Source organism: Sphingomonas sp. URHD0057, from assembly GCF_000620665.1.
Classification (GTDB): Bacteria; Pseudomonadota; Alphaproteobacteria; order Sphingomonadales; family Sphingomonadaceae; genus Sphingomicrobium.
The window spans coordinates 300,319-314,524 of sequence record NZ_JIAU01000005.1 but is presented as its reverse complement, the minus strand read 5'-3'; the positions used below and the strand labels follow the sequence as shown (position 1 = coordinate 314,524).

Genomic DNA, 14,206 nt, shown 5'->3' with positions numbered 1-14,206 from the left:
CAGTCAAGTGCAAGCAGGAAGCAGGAGGTAGTGGCAAGCGTGCGGAGCCTGGGCTCGCCAGCATCTGACGAGCTGGACCTTCCCCAGCCCTACCTCCTGTTCTTGGGGGATACGACCGAACCCGGTTACGCCAAGACCGCGTTCGGGCTTCGCGACTGGGCGGGGGACAAGTGCGTCGGGGAGTTTGCGTTGCCTAGCGCGACGGTGACGACAGGCCTCCCGCGCCTGTCGCCCCGGGAAGCCAAGGCCGCCGGCGCGCAAGCGCTGGTGATCGGTGTCGCAAACTCCGGCGGGTTCATTGCCGACGCTTGGCTTGCGGCCCTTGTCGAAGCGCTGGAAGCGGGCCTCGACATCATCAGCGGGATGCACGCGCGGTTGGGCGACTTGCCCGCGCTTCGCGATGCCGCGGCCAAGTCGGGGCGACAGCTGATCGACGTTCGCCGGCCGCCCGCCCGAATCCCGATCGCAACCGGATTGAAGCGCGGCGGCAACCGGCTGCTGACGGTCGGGACGGATTGCGCCCTGGGCAAGAAATATACGGCGCTCGCGATCGCCCGCGCGCTTCGTAAGCGCGGCATCGACTCCGACTTTCGCGCAACCGGGCAGACCGGGATCATGATCGCCGGGCGCGGCATCCCGCTGGACGCGGTGGTAGCGGACTTCGCCGCCGGCGCCGCTGAAATGCTCAGTCCGGAAGCGGCGGACGATCATTGGGACGTGATCGAGGGCCAAGGCTCGCTGCTCCACCCGGCTTTTGCCGGCGTCTCCCTCTCGCTGCTCCAGGGAAGCCAGGCGGACGTCTTCGTCGTCTGCCACGACCCGAGCCGGGAGCGCCTGCTCGGCGATGAGGCGTTCGCGGTACCGAGCGTCGAGGAGATCATCGACCTGACGATCATACTTGGTTCGCGCACCAACCCTGCGATCCGCCTCGGCGGCGTCAGCTTTAATACGGCTTCGCTCGACGCGGACGAAGCGCGCCAGCTGATGGAGCAGGAAAGCTTGCGCTTAGGCGTGCCTGTCGCCGACCCGATGCGCGGCGGAAGCGAGTTCGAAAGGCTGGTCGATTCATGCGTACGTTGATCCTCGCGCTGATGATCGGTTTCTCGTCACCGGCCCTGGCGGCCGAGCCGACGCAGGCGCTGCAGTCGGAGCTTTCGCATCTAGCGAAGCCCGCCGAAGGCGTTGTCGGCATTGCCGCCTGGCGGCTCGATGGCGCGGGGCCGCGCGTGCTCGTCAACGCCGACCAGGGCTTCCCCATGGCGAGCACTTTCAAGGTCGCGGTCGCGGGAAAAATTCTGGCGGATGTCGACGGTGGAAAACTCTCGCTCGACCAACTCGTGCCGGTTCCGCACGCGATGATGGTCGAGTCCGAAGGACTTGCCTCGACCTTCCGCTACGACGGCGTCAGCGTGTCGGTCAGGAACCTGCTCGAGTTGATGCTGACGGTCAGCGACAACACCGCGACCGATGTACTGACCAAGCTCGCCGGCGGCCCCACCGCAGTCACGGCATGGGTGCGCTCCCAGGGCATCGAAGGCCTGCGTGTCGATCGCGACACCGCGGGTCTCATCCGCGACTTTTACGGCCTGCCGCCGGGCCCGTCGTTCCCCGAATCGCTCGAAGCAGGCTTGAAGGCGAATCCCAAGCTCGAAGACATCGGCGACAAGCCCGATCCCAAGTTCGACAAGGATCCCAAGGATACTGCGACGCCACTCGCCATGGGCACGCTCCTCCAGCGCATCTTTACCGGCAAGGCGCTGAGCTCTGCGAGCACCAAGCTCCTGACCGGGATCATGGAGCGCAACACGACGGGCAAGGCGCGCATTCGCGCCCGGCTGCCTGAGGACACCGTGGTCGCCGAGAAGACCGGGACGATCGGCGGCTCGGTCAACAATGTCGGGCTGGTCACGCTGCCGGGCGACGGCGGCAAAGTGATCATGGCGATCTTCATCAAGGAAAGCCGACAGCCGTTCGAGGTACGCGAGCGAGTGATCGCCGACGTCGCCCGGGCGCTATACGATTATTTCCTGTTCGGGGCCGCGCGATGAGCGAGCGGCCGAGCTGGTTCAATCGCCTCCTCCTCCCCGGCCTCGGCGTCAAAGCCGTTGTGATCGGAGGCGGCTACGCGACCGGCCGCGAGCTTGCCGAGTTCTTCCTCTCAAACGGGCCTTGGGGCGGGCTCTATGCGATCCTGTTCGCAACCTTGCTGTTCAGCATCTTCTGCGCGCTCACCTTCGTCCTCGCGCGGCGCTTCCAGACCTTCGATTACCGGAGCTTCTTCAAGCGGCTGATGGGCCCCGCCTGGCATTTGTTCGAGCTCGCCTATGCCCTTTTCGTGGTGCTGATCCTCGCGGTTTACGGCGCGGCGGCCGGAGCGATCGGCAATGCCGTCTTCGGTGCGCCGGTGTGGGCCGGGACGGTCGTCCTCGCGGCATGCATCGCGGGCGTCGTCGCGTTCGGCAACAAGGCCGTCGAGCGGCTGTTCCGCGACGTCTCCTACTATCTGTACGCGATCTACGCGGTGTTCATTGTCCTCGCCTTGTGGAAATTCGGCGCGCGCGTCCCGGGCGGCTTCGCGACACATCCGCAAACGTCCGGGTGGGCGCTGAGCGGGCTCACTTATTTCGGCTACAACATTATCGGCGCGGCCGTGATCCTCCCCGTGTTGCGGCACCTGGTCAGCGATCGCGATGCGGTCGTTGCGGGCGTCGTCGCGGGCCCACTCACGATGATCCCTGCGCTTCTCTTCTTCATTCCGATGGTGGCCTTCTATCCCGAGGTCCAAAGCGCGACCCTGCCCGCGGACTTCATGCTTCAGCGCATCGGCATTCCAGCCTTCCACCTGTTGTTCCAGCTGATGATTTTCTCGGCTCTGCTCGAGAGCGGGACCAGCTCGGTCCACGCCATCAACGAGCGGATCAACCATGTCGTCCTCGCTCGCCGCGGCGAGCCTTTGTCGCGTCGTGCACGCCTCGCCATCGCGCTCGTCCTGCTCGTCGGCTGCATGTTCCTCGCGAGCCGCTTCGGCCTCGTCGCGCTGATCGCCACGGGGTATCGCGCGCTGGCTTACGCGCTACTTGCCACCTTTATCCTTCCGCTGGTCACGATTGGGATCTGGCAGCTCTCACACACCAAGGAAGTGCTTGGAACCGCTCCCGATCCCGACGCCCCGACCCCGCGTCCCCACGGCGTTGCCGAAGCCCAGGAGTAAATCATGCTGAAACCCGCCGGTTTCGCCCGCGCGTCCATTGCCCTTGCCGCGTCCTTGCTCGCCTCGGTCGCGGCGGCCGCGCCGCCGGCCGGGTTCGAGCAGCGTGTCGAGCAGCTGCGAAAGCAGTTCGGCGTCCCCGGAGTGACGATCGCGATCGTGGAGGACGGCCAAGTCACGCTCGCCCACGGCTGGGGCGTCCGCGACATCTCGACCAACCAGCCGGTGGACGCCGACACGATCTTCTTCACCGGATCGACCGGCAAGGCCTTCACCAACGCGGCGCTCGCGACCCTGGTCGATGCCGGCAAGCTCAAATGGGACGACAAGGTCATCGATCACATGCCCGATTTCCGCATGTGGGACCCGTGGGTGACGCGCGAGATGACGATCCGCGACCTCCTCGTCCACCGCAGCGGATTGGGTCTCGGCCAGGGCGACCTGCTGTTCCTTCCGAACAGCACCTTGTCGCGCAAGGAGACGGTGCGGCGCATTCGCCATTTGAAGCCGGCAACCAGCTTCCGCAGCGATTATGCCTACGACAACATCCTCTACATGGCGGCGGGCCAGTTGATCGAGGAGGTCAGCGGCGAGACCTGGGAGCAATATGTCCGGAACCGCGTCTTCGCTCCGCTCGGAATGAGGAATTCGACCGACACCGACGCGGATTATCAGGCGAACCCCAACCATGCCCGGCCGCACAGCCGCTTCGGCGGGGCGATCGTCGGGCTCGGCACGCAGACGCCGCTCGATGAAAATGCGACCATCGCGCAGAACTCCGCGCCGGCCGGCGGCCTCGCCATCAGCGCCAACGACATGAGCAAATGGCTGCTGACCCAGCTCGGCCGCGGCAAGATCCCGGGCAGCGACAAGCGGCTGTTCTCCGAGGAACAGTCCGACGTGATGTGGACGCCGTTGGTGATCCAGCCGATCCCGCATTATCCGGCGGAGTTCGCGGCGGCCCAACCGCACTACAACCTCTACGCTTTGGGCTGGGACCGGACCGACTATCGCGGCGCGCATTTGGTGGCGCACGATGGTGCCGTGCTCGGTTCGCAAGCGACCGTGACGCTGATTCCGGACAAGAACGTCGGGATCTACATCGCGGCGAATAGCGAAGATGGGGAGATCATCCGCGGCCTCGAGTACGAGCTTCTCGACCACTATCTCGGACTTCCACGGTACCAGTGGCCGGAGAAGTGGCATGACTACAAGATCGACAAGCTCAACCAGGCCGCGAAACAGGTGCAGGCGGCCGCAGCGAAGCCCGCGGGCGTCGGCCCTTCGCTTACGCTCGATCGCTACGTCGGCGACTATGCTGACCCGTGGTACGGCACGATCAAGGTGCGCCAGGCCGGCGCGGGCCTGACCATCGACTTCCCGCACTCGACCGGCATGCAGGGGCCGCTGACCCACTATCAATACGACACGTTCAAGACGAACCCGGCGCTGAAATGGGTCGAGCCCGCTTATGTGAGTTTCTCGATCGACGCGGACGGCAAGGTCGACCGGGTAACGATGAAGCCGGTGTCCCCCACCGCCGACTTCAGCTGGGATTATCAGGACCTGCTGTTCACCCGCGAAGGGTCCTGACGCGCGCTAAATGGCGGAGACGGAGGGATTCGAACCCTCGGTAGGGGAATACCCCCTACGGCGGTTTAGCAAACCGCTGGTTTCAGCCACTCACCCACGTCTCCGTTAAGCGGCCCCCGATTGGGGAGACGCGCCTATATAGGCGAGATTCCCCGGCTTCAACCTGAACGGCTCAGGCAGCGACAACCTCCAGCCGCAGGTCGAGCCGCATCGCTTCCCCCGGCTCGAGTACTCGCATGCCGAGCTCGGCCCATTGCTCCTCGGGCGCGTTGAGCGCGGCATTGGCGTGAGTCACCGGCTCGGCGACGAAAATGCCCCCATCGACCGGCGAATAAAGCTGGAAGAAGCGCGCCTCGAGCGAGGACAGCGTCACCGCGTAGGGCCAACCTGGATCGGTCAGCCTTGCTTCCCCGTTCCACCCGCCGAAGCCGTTGTCGAGGTCCTGGCCGCACACCAGGCGCTCCCGCAAATCGTAGCGGCCGTCAGCGACAACCTTGTCGACCGGCAAGACATGCTGATCGATCGTCCACGCATGAGTCACGCGGGTGTCCAGCTGCGTCTCCGGACCGCATGGGAAATACGGGTGCTGGCCAAGCCCGCAGGGCATCGGTTCCTGGCTCCGATTTCGGCAGATCAGTCCCACCGAAAGGCCCGTCTCGTCGAGCACGAACTCCTGTTGCGCGTCATACTCCCACGGCCATTCACCGGCGGGGTGATGAAAGCTCAGCAGGGCCCGATCTTCCCTTGCCTCTTCGACTGTCCAGGAATTGAGCCAGCCCTGGCCGTGCAGCGGACTGGGGTCGCCCGGCATGTTGGGCGCGATCCGCACCTGCCGGCCGCGGAAAGTGAAACGCCCCTCGCGGATTCGATTGACGTAGGGCACGAGGGGAAAGCTGGCGGCTTCGAGGACGTTTTCGGAACCGCTGTGGCATTTGCGCAATATGGGTCGCGCGTTATCCCCATCGTCCCATTCAAATGCCGAAATACTGCCACCGACTGAAGGACTTAGCGCCAGTCGCAGCCGGCCGCACGACAATGTGAGCCGATCCATTCCTGCAGGTTGCCTTTCAAAACTATTCACAAGGAGGAAACTTCGTTGGGGATAAATCGGCTCCCAGCATTGCGCGCCGAATCGCGCCAAAGGTATTTAACGCCCCGGGGGCCGGGGAGGGTCACGAATGAGTAGACGCGTCAAAGAGTTCGTCGATATCGGCGATCATGTTCCGCTCGACGAGCTGATCGAAAAACTTGCTGAAGTGCGCGGCAGCCTTCCCGACCATGCCGAAGCCGAGCTGAGGCTGCGCGGCGACGACGTGTTCGGCCGCCGGATCACCATCACCTACATGCGCGATCAGACGGCGGAAGAGGCGGAGTGCGAGAAGCGCTACGCCGAGGCCGAGAAAGAGGCCAAGGCGAAGGAGCTCGAGCGGCTCCAGGCCGAGCTGGGCGTGGTGTGCTACGCCGCGCCGGGTAAGCGCGGGAAACTGCGCATCGTCGGCTGACGCTCAGGCTGGCCTGAACTTCAGCGCCAGCCCGTTCATGCAATAGCGAAGACCGGTCGGCCTTGGCCCATCGTCGAAGACGTGGCCGAGGTGGCCGCCGCAGCGCGCGCACAGCACTTCCGTGCGCTCCATCAGCAGGCTGCGATCGGCGCGCTCGACGACGGCGTGCGGCAACGGCCGCCAGAAGCTTGGCCAGCCGGTGCCACTCTCGAACTTCGTCGCCGAATTGAACAGCGGTAGCGCGCAGCCCGCGCAGACGAACGTGCCCTTGCGGTGCTCGTTCAGCAGCAGGCTGGTGAACGCGCGTTCGGTCCCCGCCTCGCGCAGCACGTGATACCGCTCCGATCCGAGGATCTGCCGCCATTGCGCGGGGCTGCGGTTGACGGCGAAATGCAGGTTCGCAGCTGCGCCGCTCGATCGGCCGAACAGCAGCAGGCTGACCGCCCCCGCGCCGGCAATGCCCAAAAACATCCTGCGGTCGTTCATTCTTGGTTATAGCTCCGAAACGTTATGCGTCCGTCGACTAGCCGACTCGACCTGAATGGAGCCAGACTCCCCATATGCTGATCATCCTTCTCGCCTATCTCGGCGGCATCCTCACCATTGTCAGCCCGTGCATCCTGCCCGTGCTGCCGTTCGTCTTCGCGCGCGCCGGACGGAGCTTCGCCCGCAGCACGCTGCCGATGCTCGTCGGCATGGCCGCGACCTTTGCGATCGTCGCCACGCTTGCCGCGGTCGGCGGCGGCTGGGCCGTGCGTGCCAATGAGATCGGGCGCTGGGCGGCGCTGATCCTCCTCGCCCTGTTCGGCATTGCTCTCGTCTTCCCATCCATCTCGGACCGCATGACCCGGCCGCTGGTTGCGCTCGGCTCGCGCCTGTCGGAGCGGCAGCCCGGCGAAAAGGAGAGTATCTGGTCATCGGCCGTGCTGGGCGTCGCCACGGGCCTGCTGTGGGCGCCGTGTGCGGGTCCGATCCTCGGCATCATCTTCACCGCCGCGGCATTCCAGGGGGCCAGCGCCACGACGTCGCTGTTGCTGCTGGCCTATGCGCTCGGCGCCGCAACCTCGCTCGCCCTTGCGCTGCTGGTCGGCGGCACCGTGTTCGCGCGGATGAAGAAGTCGCTCGGGGCCAGCGAGCGCATACGCCAAGTGCTCGGCGTCCTCGTGCTCATCGGCGTCGGCGCAATCGCGCTCGGTTTCGACACCCGAGTCCTGTCCAAGCTGTCGAGCGCCCAGACGGCGAGCCTCGAATCAAGCCTCGCGCGCAAGCTCGGCGCGAGCCAGCAGATGAACGAGACGACTGCTCGAACGGGCAAGATGGGAGAGCTGATCCTCCCGGTCGAGGGCGCGCTTCCCCCACTCGACGGGCTGGGACCATGGTTCAACACCAGCCCGCTGACCCGCGAGCAGCTCAAGGGCAAGGTCGTGGTGATCGACTTCTGGACCTACAGCTGCATCAATTGCCTGCGCTCGTTGCCATATGTGAAGGCGTGGGACGAGAAATACCGCAAGGACGGCCTCGTCGTCATCGGCGTCCATGCGCCGGAGTTCGCCTTCGAGCGTGAGCCGGCCAATGTCGAGCGAGCGATCCACGACCTCGGCGTCCGCTACCCTGTCGCGCTCGACAATGGCTATAATTTGTGGCGCGCGCTCAAGAACAACTATTGGCCCGCGCATTACTTCGTCGATGCGCAGGGGCGCGTTCGCTACCATCATTTCGGCGAAGGCGATTATGCGATGTCGGAACGCGTCATCCGCCAGCTTCTTGCCGAGGCCGGTCACGCGCCCGCAGGCTCGCTGACCGGTATCAGCGCCGCCGGCGCCGAGGCGGCGGCGGCTCGCAACGACATCGGCTCACCCGAAACCTATATCGGCTATGCCCGCGCCGACCGCTTCGTCTCGCCGGGCGGGCTCGTTCACGACCAGGCGAAGAACTACGCCGCGGCGCCGCTGGCCCGGAACGACTGGACATTCGAAGGCCAGTGGTTGGACGGACGGCAGAGCGCGCGATCGCTGGCGGCGGGCGCGAAGATCAGCTTCCGCTTCCACGCCCGCGACCTTCACCTCGTGCTCGGCTCGGCGAGCGGCAAGCCGGTGCGCTATCGCGTCACCCTCGACGGTCAACCGCTCGGCTCCGACACAGGCATGGACGCGAAGGCCGACGGTTCGGGCACAGTGACAGCTCAGCGCCTCTACCAGCTGGTCCGGCAGAAAGGCCCGATCCGCGACCGCACCTTCACGATCGAGTTTCTCGATCCGGGCGCCGAGGCCTTCTCCTTCACCTTTGGCTGAAGTGGCGGAGCGGGAGGGATTCGAACCCTCGATACGGTTTTGCCGTATACTCACTTTCCAGGCGAGCGCCTTCGACCACTCGGCCACCGCTCCGCATATCGCTGGAAGCGCGTTCCTCTAGGGATCGACGTTCGGCTGGGCAAGGTTGCCGGGCCTAGCGACGCTCCCTAGTTGCGCATCCATGACACCCGCCGAGCGCCTCTCCGGCCGAAGGCCGAACGACGACGAGATCGAGGCGATTGCGAGAGCCACGCTCCGGCGCCTGCCGTCGCCCTTTCGCGAGAGCCTCGGCGAGATTCTGCTGTTCATTGAGCCGGTCGCCGATGCCGAGACTGCGCGCCGCGTCGGCTTGCGGCATCCGATGCAATTGAGCGGCCTCTACGAAGGCGTGCCCCTCAACCATCAAAGCGTCAGCTACCCCACCATCCTGCCCGAGCGCATCACCCTCTACAGCCGGCCGATTCTCGCCGAGTGGCAGGGGACCCGGGTCAGCCTCGATCAGCTCGTCTCGCACATCGTCATCCACGAGGTCGGGCACCATTTCGGATTTTCCGACGACGACATGCATGCGCTCGAGGACAGCGCCGAGTGACGCCGCTGCTGCGCTTCGAAAATGTCGCGTTGCGCCGCGGCGGGCGGCTGCTGTTCGATGGCCTCGATCTCGAGCTCGGGCCCGGCGAGCGGTTGCAGGTGGCGGGCCCGAACGGAAGCGGCAAGTCAAGCCTGATCCGCCTTGCGGCCGGGCTGCTGCACGCCGAGGCCGGCGGGGTCGAGCGCTCGGCGGTCGCGCTAGATGATGACCATGTGGCGCTCGACCGCGACCTGCTCCTGAGGCACGCTTTGGGGTTCTGGGGTGGCGGTATCGAACAGGCGATGGTCGCGCTCCGCATCGATCATCTCGCCGAGATTCCGATCAGGCTGCTGTCGTCCGGACAGATCAAGCGCGCGACGCTGGCCCGCGTCGCCGCCTCGGGCGCGCCGTTATGGCTGCTCGATGAGCCCCTCAACGCGCTGGACACCGACGGCAGGAGGCGGCTGGGCGCACTGGTCGAGCGGCATCTCGAGGGCGGAGGAGCGGTCCTCGCAGCTTCACATCAGCAGCTTGGCGGCGACTGGCGCAAGCTGGAGCTCGGCCGATGATCTGGGACCTGATCACTCGCGACCTGCGCCGCGGCTTTACCGGCGCGGCGTGGCTGCCGATCGCCTTCTTCCTCCTGGTGGCGACGCTCATCCCGTTCGCGATCGGGCCGGACGCGCGGCTGCTGGCGCGCATCGGTCCCGGCGTCCTGTGGATCGCCGCGCTGACCGCCGCGCTGTTGCCGATCGAGCGCCTGGTCGAGCCCGACCGCGCCGACGGAGTGCTCGACCAGCTCGCGCTCCACGGCCTCGCCGAGGAGAGTGTCGCCTTCGCCAAGATCGCCGCGCACTGGCTGACCTTCGCGCCGCTGCTGATCATCGCGGCGATCCCCGCCTCGGCGCTGCTGGCGACGGACGGCGCATCGCTTGCCAAAGCCGAACTCGCGCTGGCGATCGGAACTCCAGGTCTTGCAGCGCTGGCGGTCGCGGTGGCCGCGGTCACTGCCGGCCTGCCGCGCGCCGGCTCGCTCGCCGGGCTGCTGCTGCTTCCGCTCGCCGTCCCGTTGCTGATCTTCGGCGCGGCGAATGCTTTGCTGCTCGAAGCGGCCGTGTCGCTGCTGCTCACTGCCGGCGCGCCGTTCGTCGCCGGCGCCGCGATCCGCGCCTCCAGGACCTAGCGGCTCCACCTCGCGAAAATGGCGGTCGGCAGCAGCAATCCGCGAGATTCCTCGCGCACCGCCATCTCGCCCATTTCGACCATTCCGCCCAGATCAGCGAGAGTCTGCTTGACCAGCTCGCCGATCGCCAAGGCCGACATGCGAACGGCATAGATCGTCAGCACGAGGAAGCGGCTGTCTGCGTCGAGCAGCTTCCGGCAATCGGCGAGCAGCGGCGCCAGATTCTCCTCCAGCCGCCACACCTCGCCTTCTGGGCCTCGGCCGAACTTCGGCGGATCGAGCAGGATTCCATCGTAGCGGCGCTTGCGGCGAACCTCGCGGGCGGTGAACTTGCCGGCGTCATCGACGATCCAGCGGATCGGGCGATCGTCGAGGCCCGAGAGCTTCGCATTCTCCCTGCCCTGTTCGACAGACTTCTTCGATGCGTCGACATGGACCAGGCTCGCGCCGGCGTCGCTGAGGAGGAGCGACCCGACGCCCGTGTAGCCGAACAGGTTCAGAACGTCGGCATCCGCCGCTCGCTTTCGCATCCAGTCCCACTGCGGCGCCATGTCGGGGAAAAAGCCGAGGTGGCGGAATGGCGTCAGCGATGCGTTGAAGGTGACGCCGTCCCGCGCGAGCTGCCACTGCCGCGGGACCGGCCGGTGCTCGACCCAACGGCCCCCGCCCTCCTCGTCCGAGCCGGGAACGAAGGTAGCGTCGGGATCCCAATCGTCGCGCCCCGGCCGCCACATCGCCTGGGGTTCCGGCCGAACGACCTTGAACGGCCCGTAGCGTTCTTGCTTCAGGCCGTTGCCGCAGTCGATCAGCCCCCAGTCCGCCCACGGCTCGGCGACGATGGTGGAGAGATCGCTCACGCCGCACGGACGGCGGGAACGCCGATCGTCGCCGTCGCGCGGGGCCCGCCGAGCATCCTCCCACCCGCCGAGCAAACCTCCTGAAGCGTCACCTTGGCAAGCTGCACCAACACTTCCGCGGGCTCGACGAGCCGGCCGTACACCGCCAGCTGCCGCGCCGCGTAGGAGGCCTGTCCCCACGGCGTCTCGAGATGCATCAGCAGGCCCGCCGCTGCACGGGTGCGCACTCGCTCGACCTCGCGCTCGGCAATCGTCTCGACGCTGTCGCGAAGGATTTCGCCAATCAGGTGTGACGTGGCGGCAGCTTCGCGCGGCGAGGTCGAGGCGTGAACGTAGAACAGCCCGACATCGCTGAACGGGTGGAGCGACGCACCGACACTGTAGGCGAGCCCGCGTTCCTCGCGGACCTCGTGGAACAGCCGTGACGAAGCGCCGCCACCGATGACATCGGCGAACAGACGGGCCGCGAAATAATCATCCGCGCGTTCGGCCGGGCCTTCGAACCCGAAGGTAAGGTGTGCCTGCTCGCTTGCCACGCGGCCGATCCGCACGCCGCCGGTGAAATTGGCCCGCTCGCCAATCTCCGCCTGGCCGGTCGGAAGCTCGCTAAAGTGCCGCTCGGCAACTTCGACCAGCGCGTCGTGCGACACCTTCCCGGCGGCGGCGAGAATCAGATCCTGCCCCCGATATTGCTGTTCGCGCCAGTCGTGGAGGTCGGCCGGGGTAACCCGCCGAATGCTCCCTTCCTCACCGAGGATCGAGCGGCCGAGCGGCTGGTCGCCGAATGACGCTGCCCACAGCTCGTCGAAGATCAGGTCCGACGGGGTGTCGCCGACCTCCGCCAATTCCTGCAGCACGACCTCTTTTTCGCGCTCCAAATCGTCGGCTGAAAAGTGCGGACGGAGCAGCAGGTCGGCGATCAGCTCGACCGCCAGTGGCACATGCTCGGCCATCACCGCCGCAGTGAAGGACGTGCCGTCGCGCTCGGTAGCGGCGTTGAGCTCGCCGCCGACGTCCTCGATCGCTTCGTTCAGCTCGCGCGCCGAGCGGCCGCCCGCGCCCTTGAACACCATATGCTCGAAGATATGCGCGAGCCCGTTCAAGTGGGCAGGCTCGTCGCGGGCACCGCAGCGCGCGAAGACGCCCACCGAGGCGGTTTCGAGACCCGGCATGTCGCGGCTCACCACACGCAAGCCATTATCGAGAGTGGTCAGCTTCATCATTGGGGAGGCGGCGTTTCCTTCAGCCGTTTCCTCACCGCCAGCGCGTAAATCAGCAAGGCGATTGCGGCGAACGCAAACCATTGCACAGCATAAAACCGATGATTGTTGGGGATCGCCGATAAGGACGGCGGCGCGCTCGGCTCGAGCCCCGTCGGCGCGCTTCCCGCCACCAGCCGCATCGCCGTCCGCCGGTCGGGCGCGATGACCCCGCTGACTGGTCCGCCGGGCCAATTGACCCTGGCGTTCGGATTCTTCGACCAGCCGACCTCCACGCTCATGCCCGGCCCTTCGGCGCCGGTCACGCAGTCGACGATATGGACATAACCCGGCTCGCCTGCACGATTCTCGCCCGCAACGGCGCGCTGGCCGACCGGCCTCAGGCAGACGCCCGTCGCATGACGGAACAGCGGGAGCAGGTCCTGGCGGAGCGGCACCGTCGGCCACACGATCGGCGGCTGGCGGTCGGCGTTGGCATAGCGGGCGAGAAGCCCCTCTTTCCATCTCGCGCGCTGGATCTGCCAGAACCCCAGCCCGACCATCAACGCCGCCGCGGCAACGACAACGATCGTTGGCAGGATGGGCAGGCGGCGGATCATTCGCTGATGCGCCCTTCGCGCGCCCGGTGCTGATATTCCTGGCCCAGCAGCCACGCCTTGCCGAGCCCCAGGCCGAAGATCGTCAGGCCGGTCGCGACCGGAATCCACACCAGATGCACCCACCACGGCGGCTCGGCGGCAAGCTCGAGCGTGATCGCCCCAATTGTGACGATCGCGCCGACGATCAGGATCAGGAACGCCGCTGGCCCGTCGCCGACGTTAAAGCTGTGAAAGTCTAGCCCACAGGCCCGGCACTTGGGCGCGAAGCGGACGAGGCCGTCGAACAGGCCGGGCGCTCCGCACTGCGGGCAGCGTCCGCCAAGCGCTAACGCAACAGGCGACGGCTCCGCCATCGCATCCCTAGCCGTGGACCGGCGCGCCCCAGCCGCCCCAGACGTAGATCGAGGTGAACAGGAACAGCCAGACGACGTCGACGAAATGCCAGTACCAGGCGGCCGCCTCGAACCCGAAATGCTGCCTCGGCGTGAAGTCGCCCTTGTAGGAGCGGATCAGGCACACGCTCAGGAAGATGGTGCCGACGATCACGTGGAAGCCGTGGAAGCCGGTCGCCATAAAGAAGGTCGCGCCGTAGATATTGCCTTTGAAGGCGAACGGCGCGTGCGCATATTCCCACGCCTGTATGCTGGTGAACAGCAGGCCGAGCAAGATCGTCATCCACAGCCCGAGCTTGAGCCCGGCGCGGTCGCCGTGGATCAGCGAATGGTGCGCATAGGTGACCGTCGTACCGGAGCACAGCAGGATCATCGTGTTGAGCAGCGGGAAGCCCCACGGGTTCAGCACTTCGATGCCCTTCGGCGGCCATTGCCCGCCGACCGCGTCCACCGCCGACGGGAACAGCGAGCTGTCGAAGAACGCCCAGAACCAGGCCAGGAAGAACATCACCTCGGAGGCGATGAACAGGATCATCCCATAGCGCAGGTGAAGTTGGACGACCGGTGTATGATAGCCGGTGTGCGCCTCGTCGATGGTATTCTTCCACCAGCTGATCATGGTGATGATCACGCCGGCGAAACCAAGAACCATGACGGGGACGCCGTAGCGGTTGGAGTGGAACCACATCACGGCCCCGCTGAACAGCAGGCCGCCGCAGATCGCGCCGATGATCGGCCACGGATCCGGGTCTACGAGATGGTAGTCGTGGTTCTTCGTCGCGGCCATTTA

At 66.2% G+C, this 14,206-nt stretch carries 16 protein-coding genes and 2 tRNA genes; 9 read left to right on the top strand and 9 right to left on the bottom strand.

Annotation, left to right across the window (positions count from 1 at the left end; all coding sequences use genetic code 11):
• The first annotated feature begins 30 nt into the window (after nucleotides 1-30).
• From N539_RS0101755 to N539_RS0101740, 4 genes are read left to right on the top strand one after another with little or no spacing between them, the layout of a single operon-like run.
• Nucleotides 31-1,080 (top strand): DUF1611 domain-containing protein, encoded by a 1,050-nt coding sequence (locus N539_RS0101755; protein ID WP_231462813.1) that lies wholly within the window; start codon nucleotides 31-33, stop codon nucleotides 1,078-1,080.
• Nucleotides 1,068-2,048: a class A beta-lactamase gene (bla, locus tag N539_RS0101750; RefSeq protein WP_028968868.1), complete on the top strand. Its 981-nt coding sequence runs from the start codon at nucleotides 1,068-1,070 to the stop codon at nucleotides 2,046-2,048. The genes N539_RS0101755 and bla overlap by 13 nt, the downstream gene beginning before the upstream one ends.
• A complete protein-coding gene (locus tag N539_RS0101745; RefSeq protein WP_028968867.1) occupies nucleotides 2,045-3,211 on the top strand; it encodes a YkvI family membrane protein in 1,167 nt (388 codons plus the stop codon). The genes bla and N539_RS0101745 overlap by 4 nt, the downstream gene beginning before the upstream one ends.
• A 3-nt stretch (nucleotides 3,212-3,214) precedes the next feature.
• A complete protein-coding gene (locus N539_RS0101740) occupies nucleotides 3,215-4,801 on the top strand; it encodes a serine hydrolase (protein WP_037551682.1) in 1,587 nt (528 codons plus the stop codon).
• A gap of 11 nt (nucleotides 4,802-4,812) precedes the next feature.
• Here N539_RS0101740 and N539_RS0101735 read toward each other — a convergent pair.
• Together N539_RS0101735 and N539_RS14940 are read right to left on the bottom strand one after the other, a co-directional pair.
• A tRNA-Ser gene (locus tag N539_RS0101735) sits at nucleotides 4,813-4,905 on the bottom strand.
• Nucleotides 4,906-4,973: 68 nt separating this feature from the next.
• The gene (locus N539_RS14940) at nucleotides 4,974-5,852 is read right to left on the bottom strand and encodes an aldose 1-epimerase (protein ID WP_037551680.1); all 879 of its coding nucleotides are present in this window, start codon (nucleotides 5,850-5,852) and stop codon (nucleotides 4,974-4,976) included.
• A gap of 127 nt (nucleotides 5,853-5,979) precedes the next feature.
• Between N539_RS14940 and N539_RS0101725 the strand changes: the two genes are divergently transcribed.
• A complete protein-coding gene (locus N539_RS0101725; protein ID WP_028968865.1) occupies nucleotides 5,980-6,303 on the top strand; it encodes a hypothetical protein in 324 nt (107 codons plus the stop codon).
• A 3-nt stretch (nucleotides 6,304-6,306) separates the two neighbouring features.
• Here N539_RS0101725 and msrB read toward each other — a convergent pair whose 3' ends face one another.
• Entirely contained in the window at nucleotides 6,307-6,789 is a 483-nt protein-coding gene (msrB, locus tag N539_RS0101720; protein WP_028968864.1) for a peptide-methionine (R)-S-oxide reductase MsrB, read from the bottom strand.
• A gap of 74 nt (nucleotides 6,790-6,863) precedes the next feature.
• On the opposite strand from msrB, the gene N539_RS0101715 reads away from it, so the two are divergent.
• Nucleotides 6,864-8,594: a cytochrome c biogenesis protein DipZ gene (locus N539_RS0101715; RefSeq protein WP_028968863.1), complete on the top strand. Its 1,731-nt coding sequence runs from the start codon at nucleotides 6,864-6,866 to the stop codon at nucleotides 8,592-8,594.
• Nucleotides 8,595-8,596: 2 nt separating this feature from the next.
• On the opposite strand, the gene N539_RS0101710 is transcribed toward N539_RS0101715, so the two are convergent.
• Nucleotides 8,597-8,687, bottom strand: a tRNA-Ser gene (locus N539_RS0101710).
• Between the two features lie 88 nt (nucleotides 8,688-8,775).
• On the opposite strand from N539_RS0101710, the gene N539_RS0101705 reads away from it, so the two are divergent.
• From N539_RS0101705 to N539_RS0101695, 3 genes are read left to right on the top strand one after another with little or no spacing between them, the layout of a single operon-like run.
• Nucleotides 8,776-9,186, top strand: a complete 411-nt coding sequence (locus N539_RS0101705) for a metallopeptidase family protein (RefSeq protein WP_028968862.1) — start codon at nucleotides 8,776-8,778, stop codon at nucleotides 9,184-9,186.
• Nucleotides 9,183-9,734 carry an ABC transporter ATP-binding protein gene (locus tag N539_RS0101700; protein WP_028968861.1) on the top strand — a complete coding sequence of 184 codons (552 nt, stop codon included), beginning with the start codon at nucleotides 9,183-9,185 and terminating at the stop codon, nucleotides 9,732-9,734. Before N539_RS0101705 ends, N539_RS0101700 begins: the two co-directional genes overlap by 4 nt.
• Nucleotides 9,731-10,348, top strand: coding sequence for a heme exporter protein CcmB (locus N539_RS0101695; protein WP_028968860.1), 618 nt, complete (start codon nucleotides 9,731-9,733; stop codon nucleotides 10,346-10,348). The genes N539_RS0101700 and N539_RS0101695 overlap by 4 nt, the downstream gene beginning before the upstream one ends.
• Here N539_RS0101695 and N539_RS0101690 read toward each other — a convergent pair.
• The 5 genes from N539_RS0101690 to N539_RS0101670 are packed head-to-tail and all read right to left on the bottom strand — an operon-like array spanning nucleotide 10,345 to nucleotide 14,203.
• The gene (locus N539_RS0101690; protein WP_028968859.1) at nucleotides 10,345-11,205 is read right to left on the bottom strand and encodes a class I SAM-dependent methyltransferase; all 861 of its coding nucleotides are present in this window, start codon (nucleotides 11,203-11,205) and stop codon (nucleotides 10,345-10,347) included. The two genes, N539_RS0101695 and N539_RS0101690, sit on opposite strands and share 4 nt — an antisense overlap.
• Nucleotides 11,202-12,428 (bottom strand): M16 family metallopeptidase, encoded by a 1,227-nt coding sequence (locus tag N539_RS0101685; protein ID WP_028968858.1) that lies wholly within the window; start codon nucleotides 12,426-12,428, stop codon nucleotides 11,202-11,204. The genes N539_RS0101690 and N539_RS0101685 overlap by 4 nt, the downstream gene beginning before the upstream one ends.
• On the bottom strand, nucleotides 12,425-13,024 hold the full coding sequence (locus N539_RS0101680) for an SURF1 family protein (protein WP_037551678.1): 600 nt from the start codon (nucleotides 13,022-13,024) through the stop codon (nucleotides 12,425-12,427). The genes N539_RS0101685 and N539_RS0101680 overlap by 4 nt, the downstream gene beginning before the upstream one ends.
• The gene (locus tag N539_RS0101675) at nucleotides 13,021-13,377 is read right to left on the bottom strand and encodes a DUF983 domain-containing protein (RefSeq protein WP_028968856.1); all 357 of its coding nucleotides are present in this window, start codon (nucleotides 13,375-13,377) and stop codon (nucleotides 13,021-13,023) included. Before N539_RS0101675 ends, N539_RS0101680 begins: the two co-directional genes overlap by 4 nt.
• A 7-nt stretch (nucleotides 13,378-13,384) precedes the next feature.
• Nucleotides 13,385-14,203 carry a cytochrome c oxidase subunit 3 gene (locus N539_RS0101670; protein WP_028968855.1) on the bottom strand — a complete coding sequence of 273 codons (819 nt, stop codon included), beginning with the start codon at nucleotides 14,201-14,203 and terminating at the stop codon, nucleotides 13,385-13,387.
• Nucleotides 14,204-14,206: the final 3 nt, after the last annotated feature.

Bases quoted from the DNA above. Each gene is read 5' to 3' on its own strand.
- N539_RS0101740 (WP_037551682.1), top strand. From the start codon at position 3,215: ATGCTGAAACCCGCCGGTTTCGCCCGCGCGTCCATTGCCCTTGCCGCG.
- N539_RS0101685 (WP_028968858.1), bottom strand. From the start codon at position 12,428: ATGATGAAGCTGACCACTCTCGATAATGGCTTGCGTGTGGTGAGCCGC.
- N539_RS0101715 (WP_028968863.1), top strand. From the start codon at position 6,864: ATGCTGATCATCCTTCTCGCCTATCTCGGCGGCATCCTCACCATTGTC.
- bla (WP_028968868.1), top strand. From the start codon at position 1,068: ATGCGTACGTTGATCCTCGCGCTGATGATCGGTTTCTCGTCACCGGCC.
- N539_RS0101675 (WP_028968856.1), bottom strand. From the start codon at position 13,377: ATGGCGGAGCCGTCGCCTGTTGCGTTAGCGCTTGGCGGACGCTGCCCG.
- N539_RS0101725 (WP_028968865.1), top strand. From the start codon at position 5,980: ATGAGTAGACGCGTCAAAGAGTTCGTCGATATCGGCGATCATGTTCCG.
- N539_RS0101695 (WP_028968860.1), top strand. From the start codon at position 9,731: ATGATCTGGGACCTGATCACTCGCGACCTGCGCCGCGGCTTTACCGGC.
- N539_RS0101670 (WP_028968855.1), bottom strand. From the start codon at position 14,203: ATGGCCGCGACGAAGAACCACGACTACCATCTCGTAGACCCGGATCCG.
- N539_RS0101680 (WP_037551678.1), bottom strand. From the start codon at position 13,024: ATGATCCGCCGCCTGCCCATCCTGCCAACGATCGTTGTCGTTGCCGCG.
- N539_RS14940 (WP_037551680.1), bottom strand. From the start codon at position 5,852: ATGGATCGGCTCACATTGTCGTGCGGCCGGCTGCGACTGGCGCTAAGT.
- msrB (WP_028968864.1), bottom strand. From the start codon at position 6,789: ATGAACGACCGCAGGATGTTTTTGGGCATTGCCGGCGCGGGGGCGGTC.
- N539_RS0101745 (WP_028968867.1), top strand. From the start codon at position 2,045: ATGAGCGAGCGGCCGAGCTGGTTCAATCGCCTCCTCCTCCCCGGCCTC.
- N539_RS0101705 (WP_028968862.1), top strand. From the start codon at position 8,776: ATGACACCCGCCGAGCGCCTCTCCGGCCGAAGGCCGAACGACGACGAG.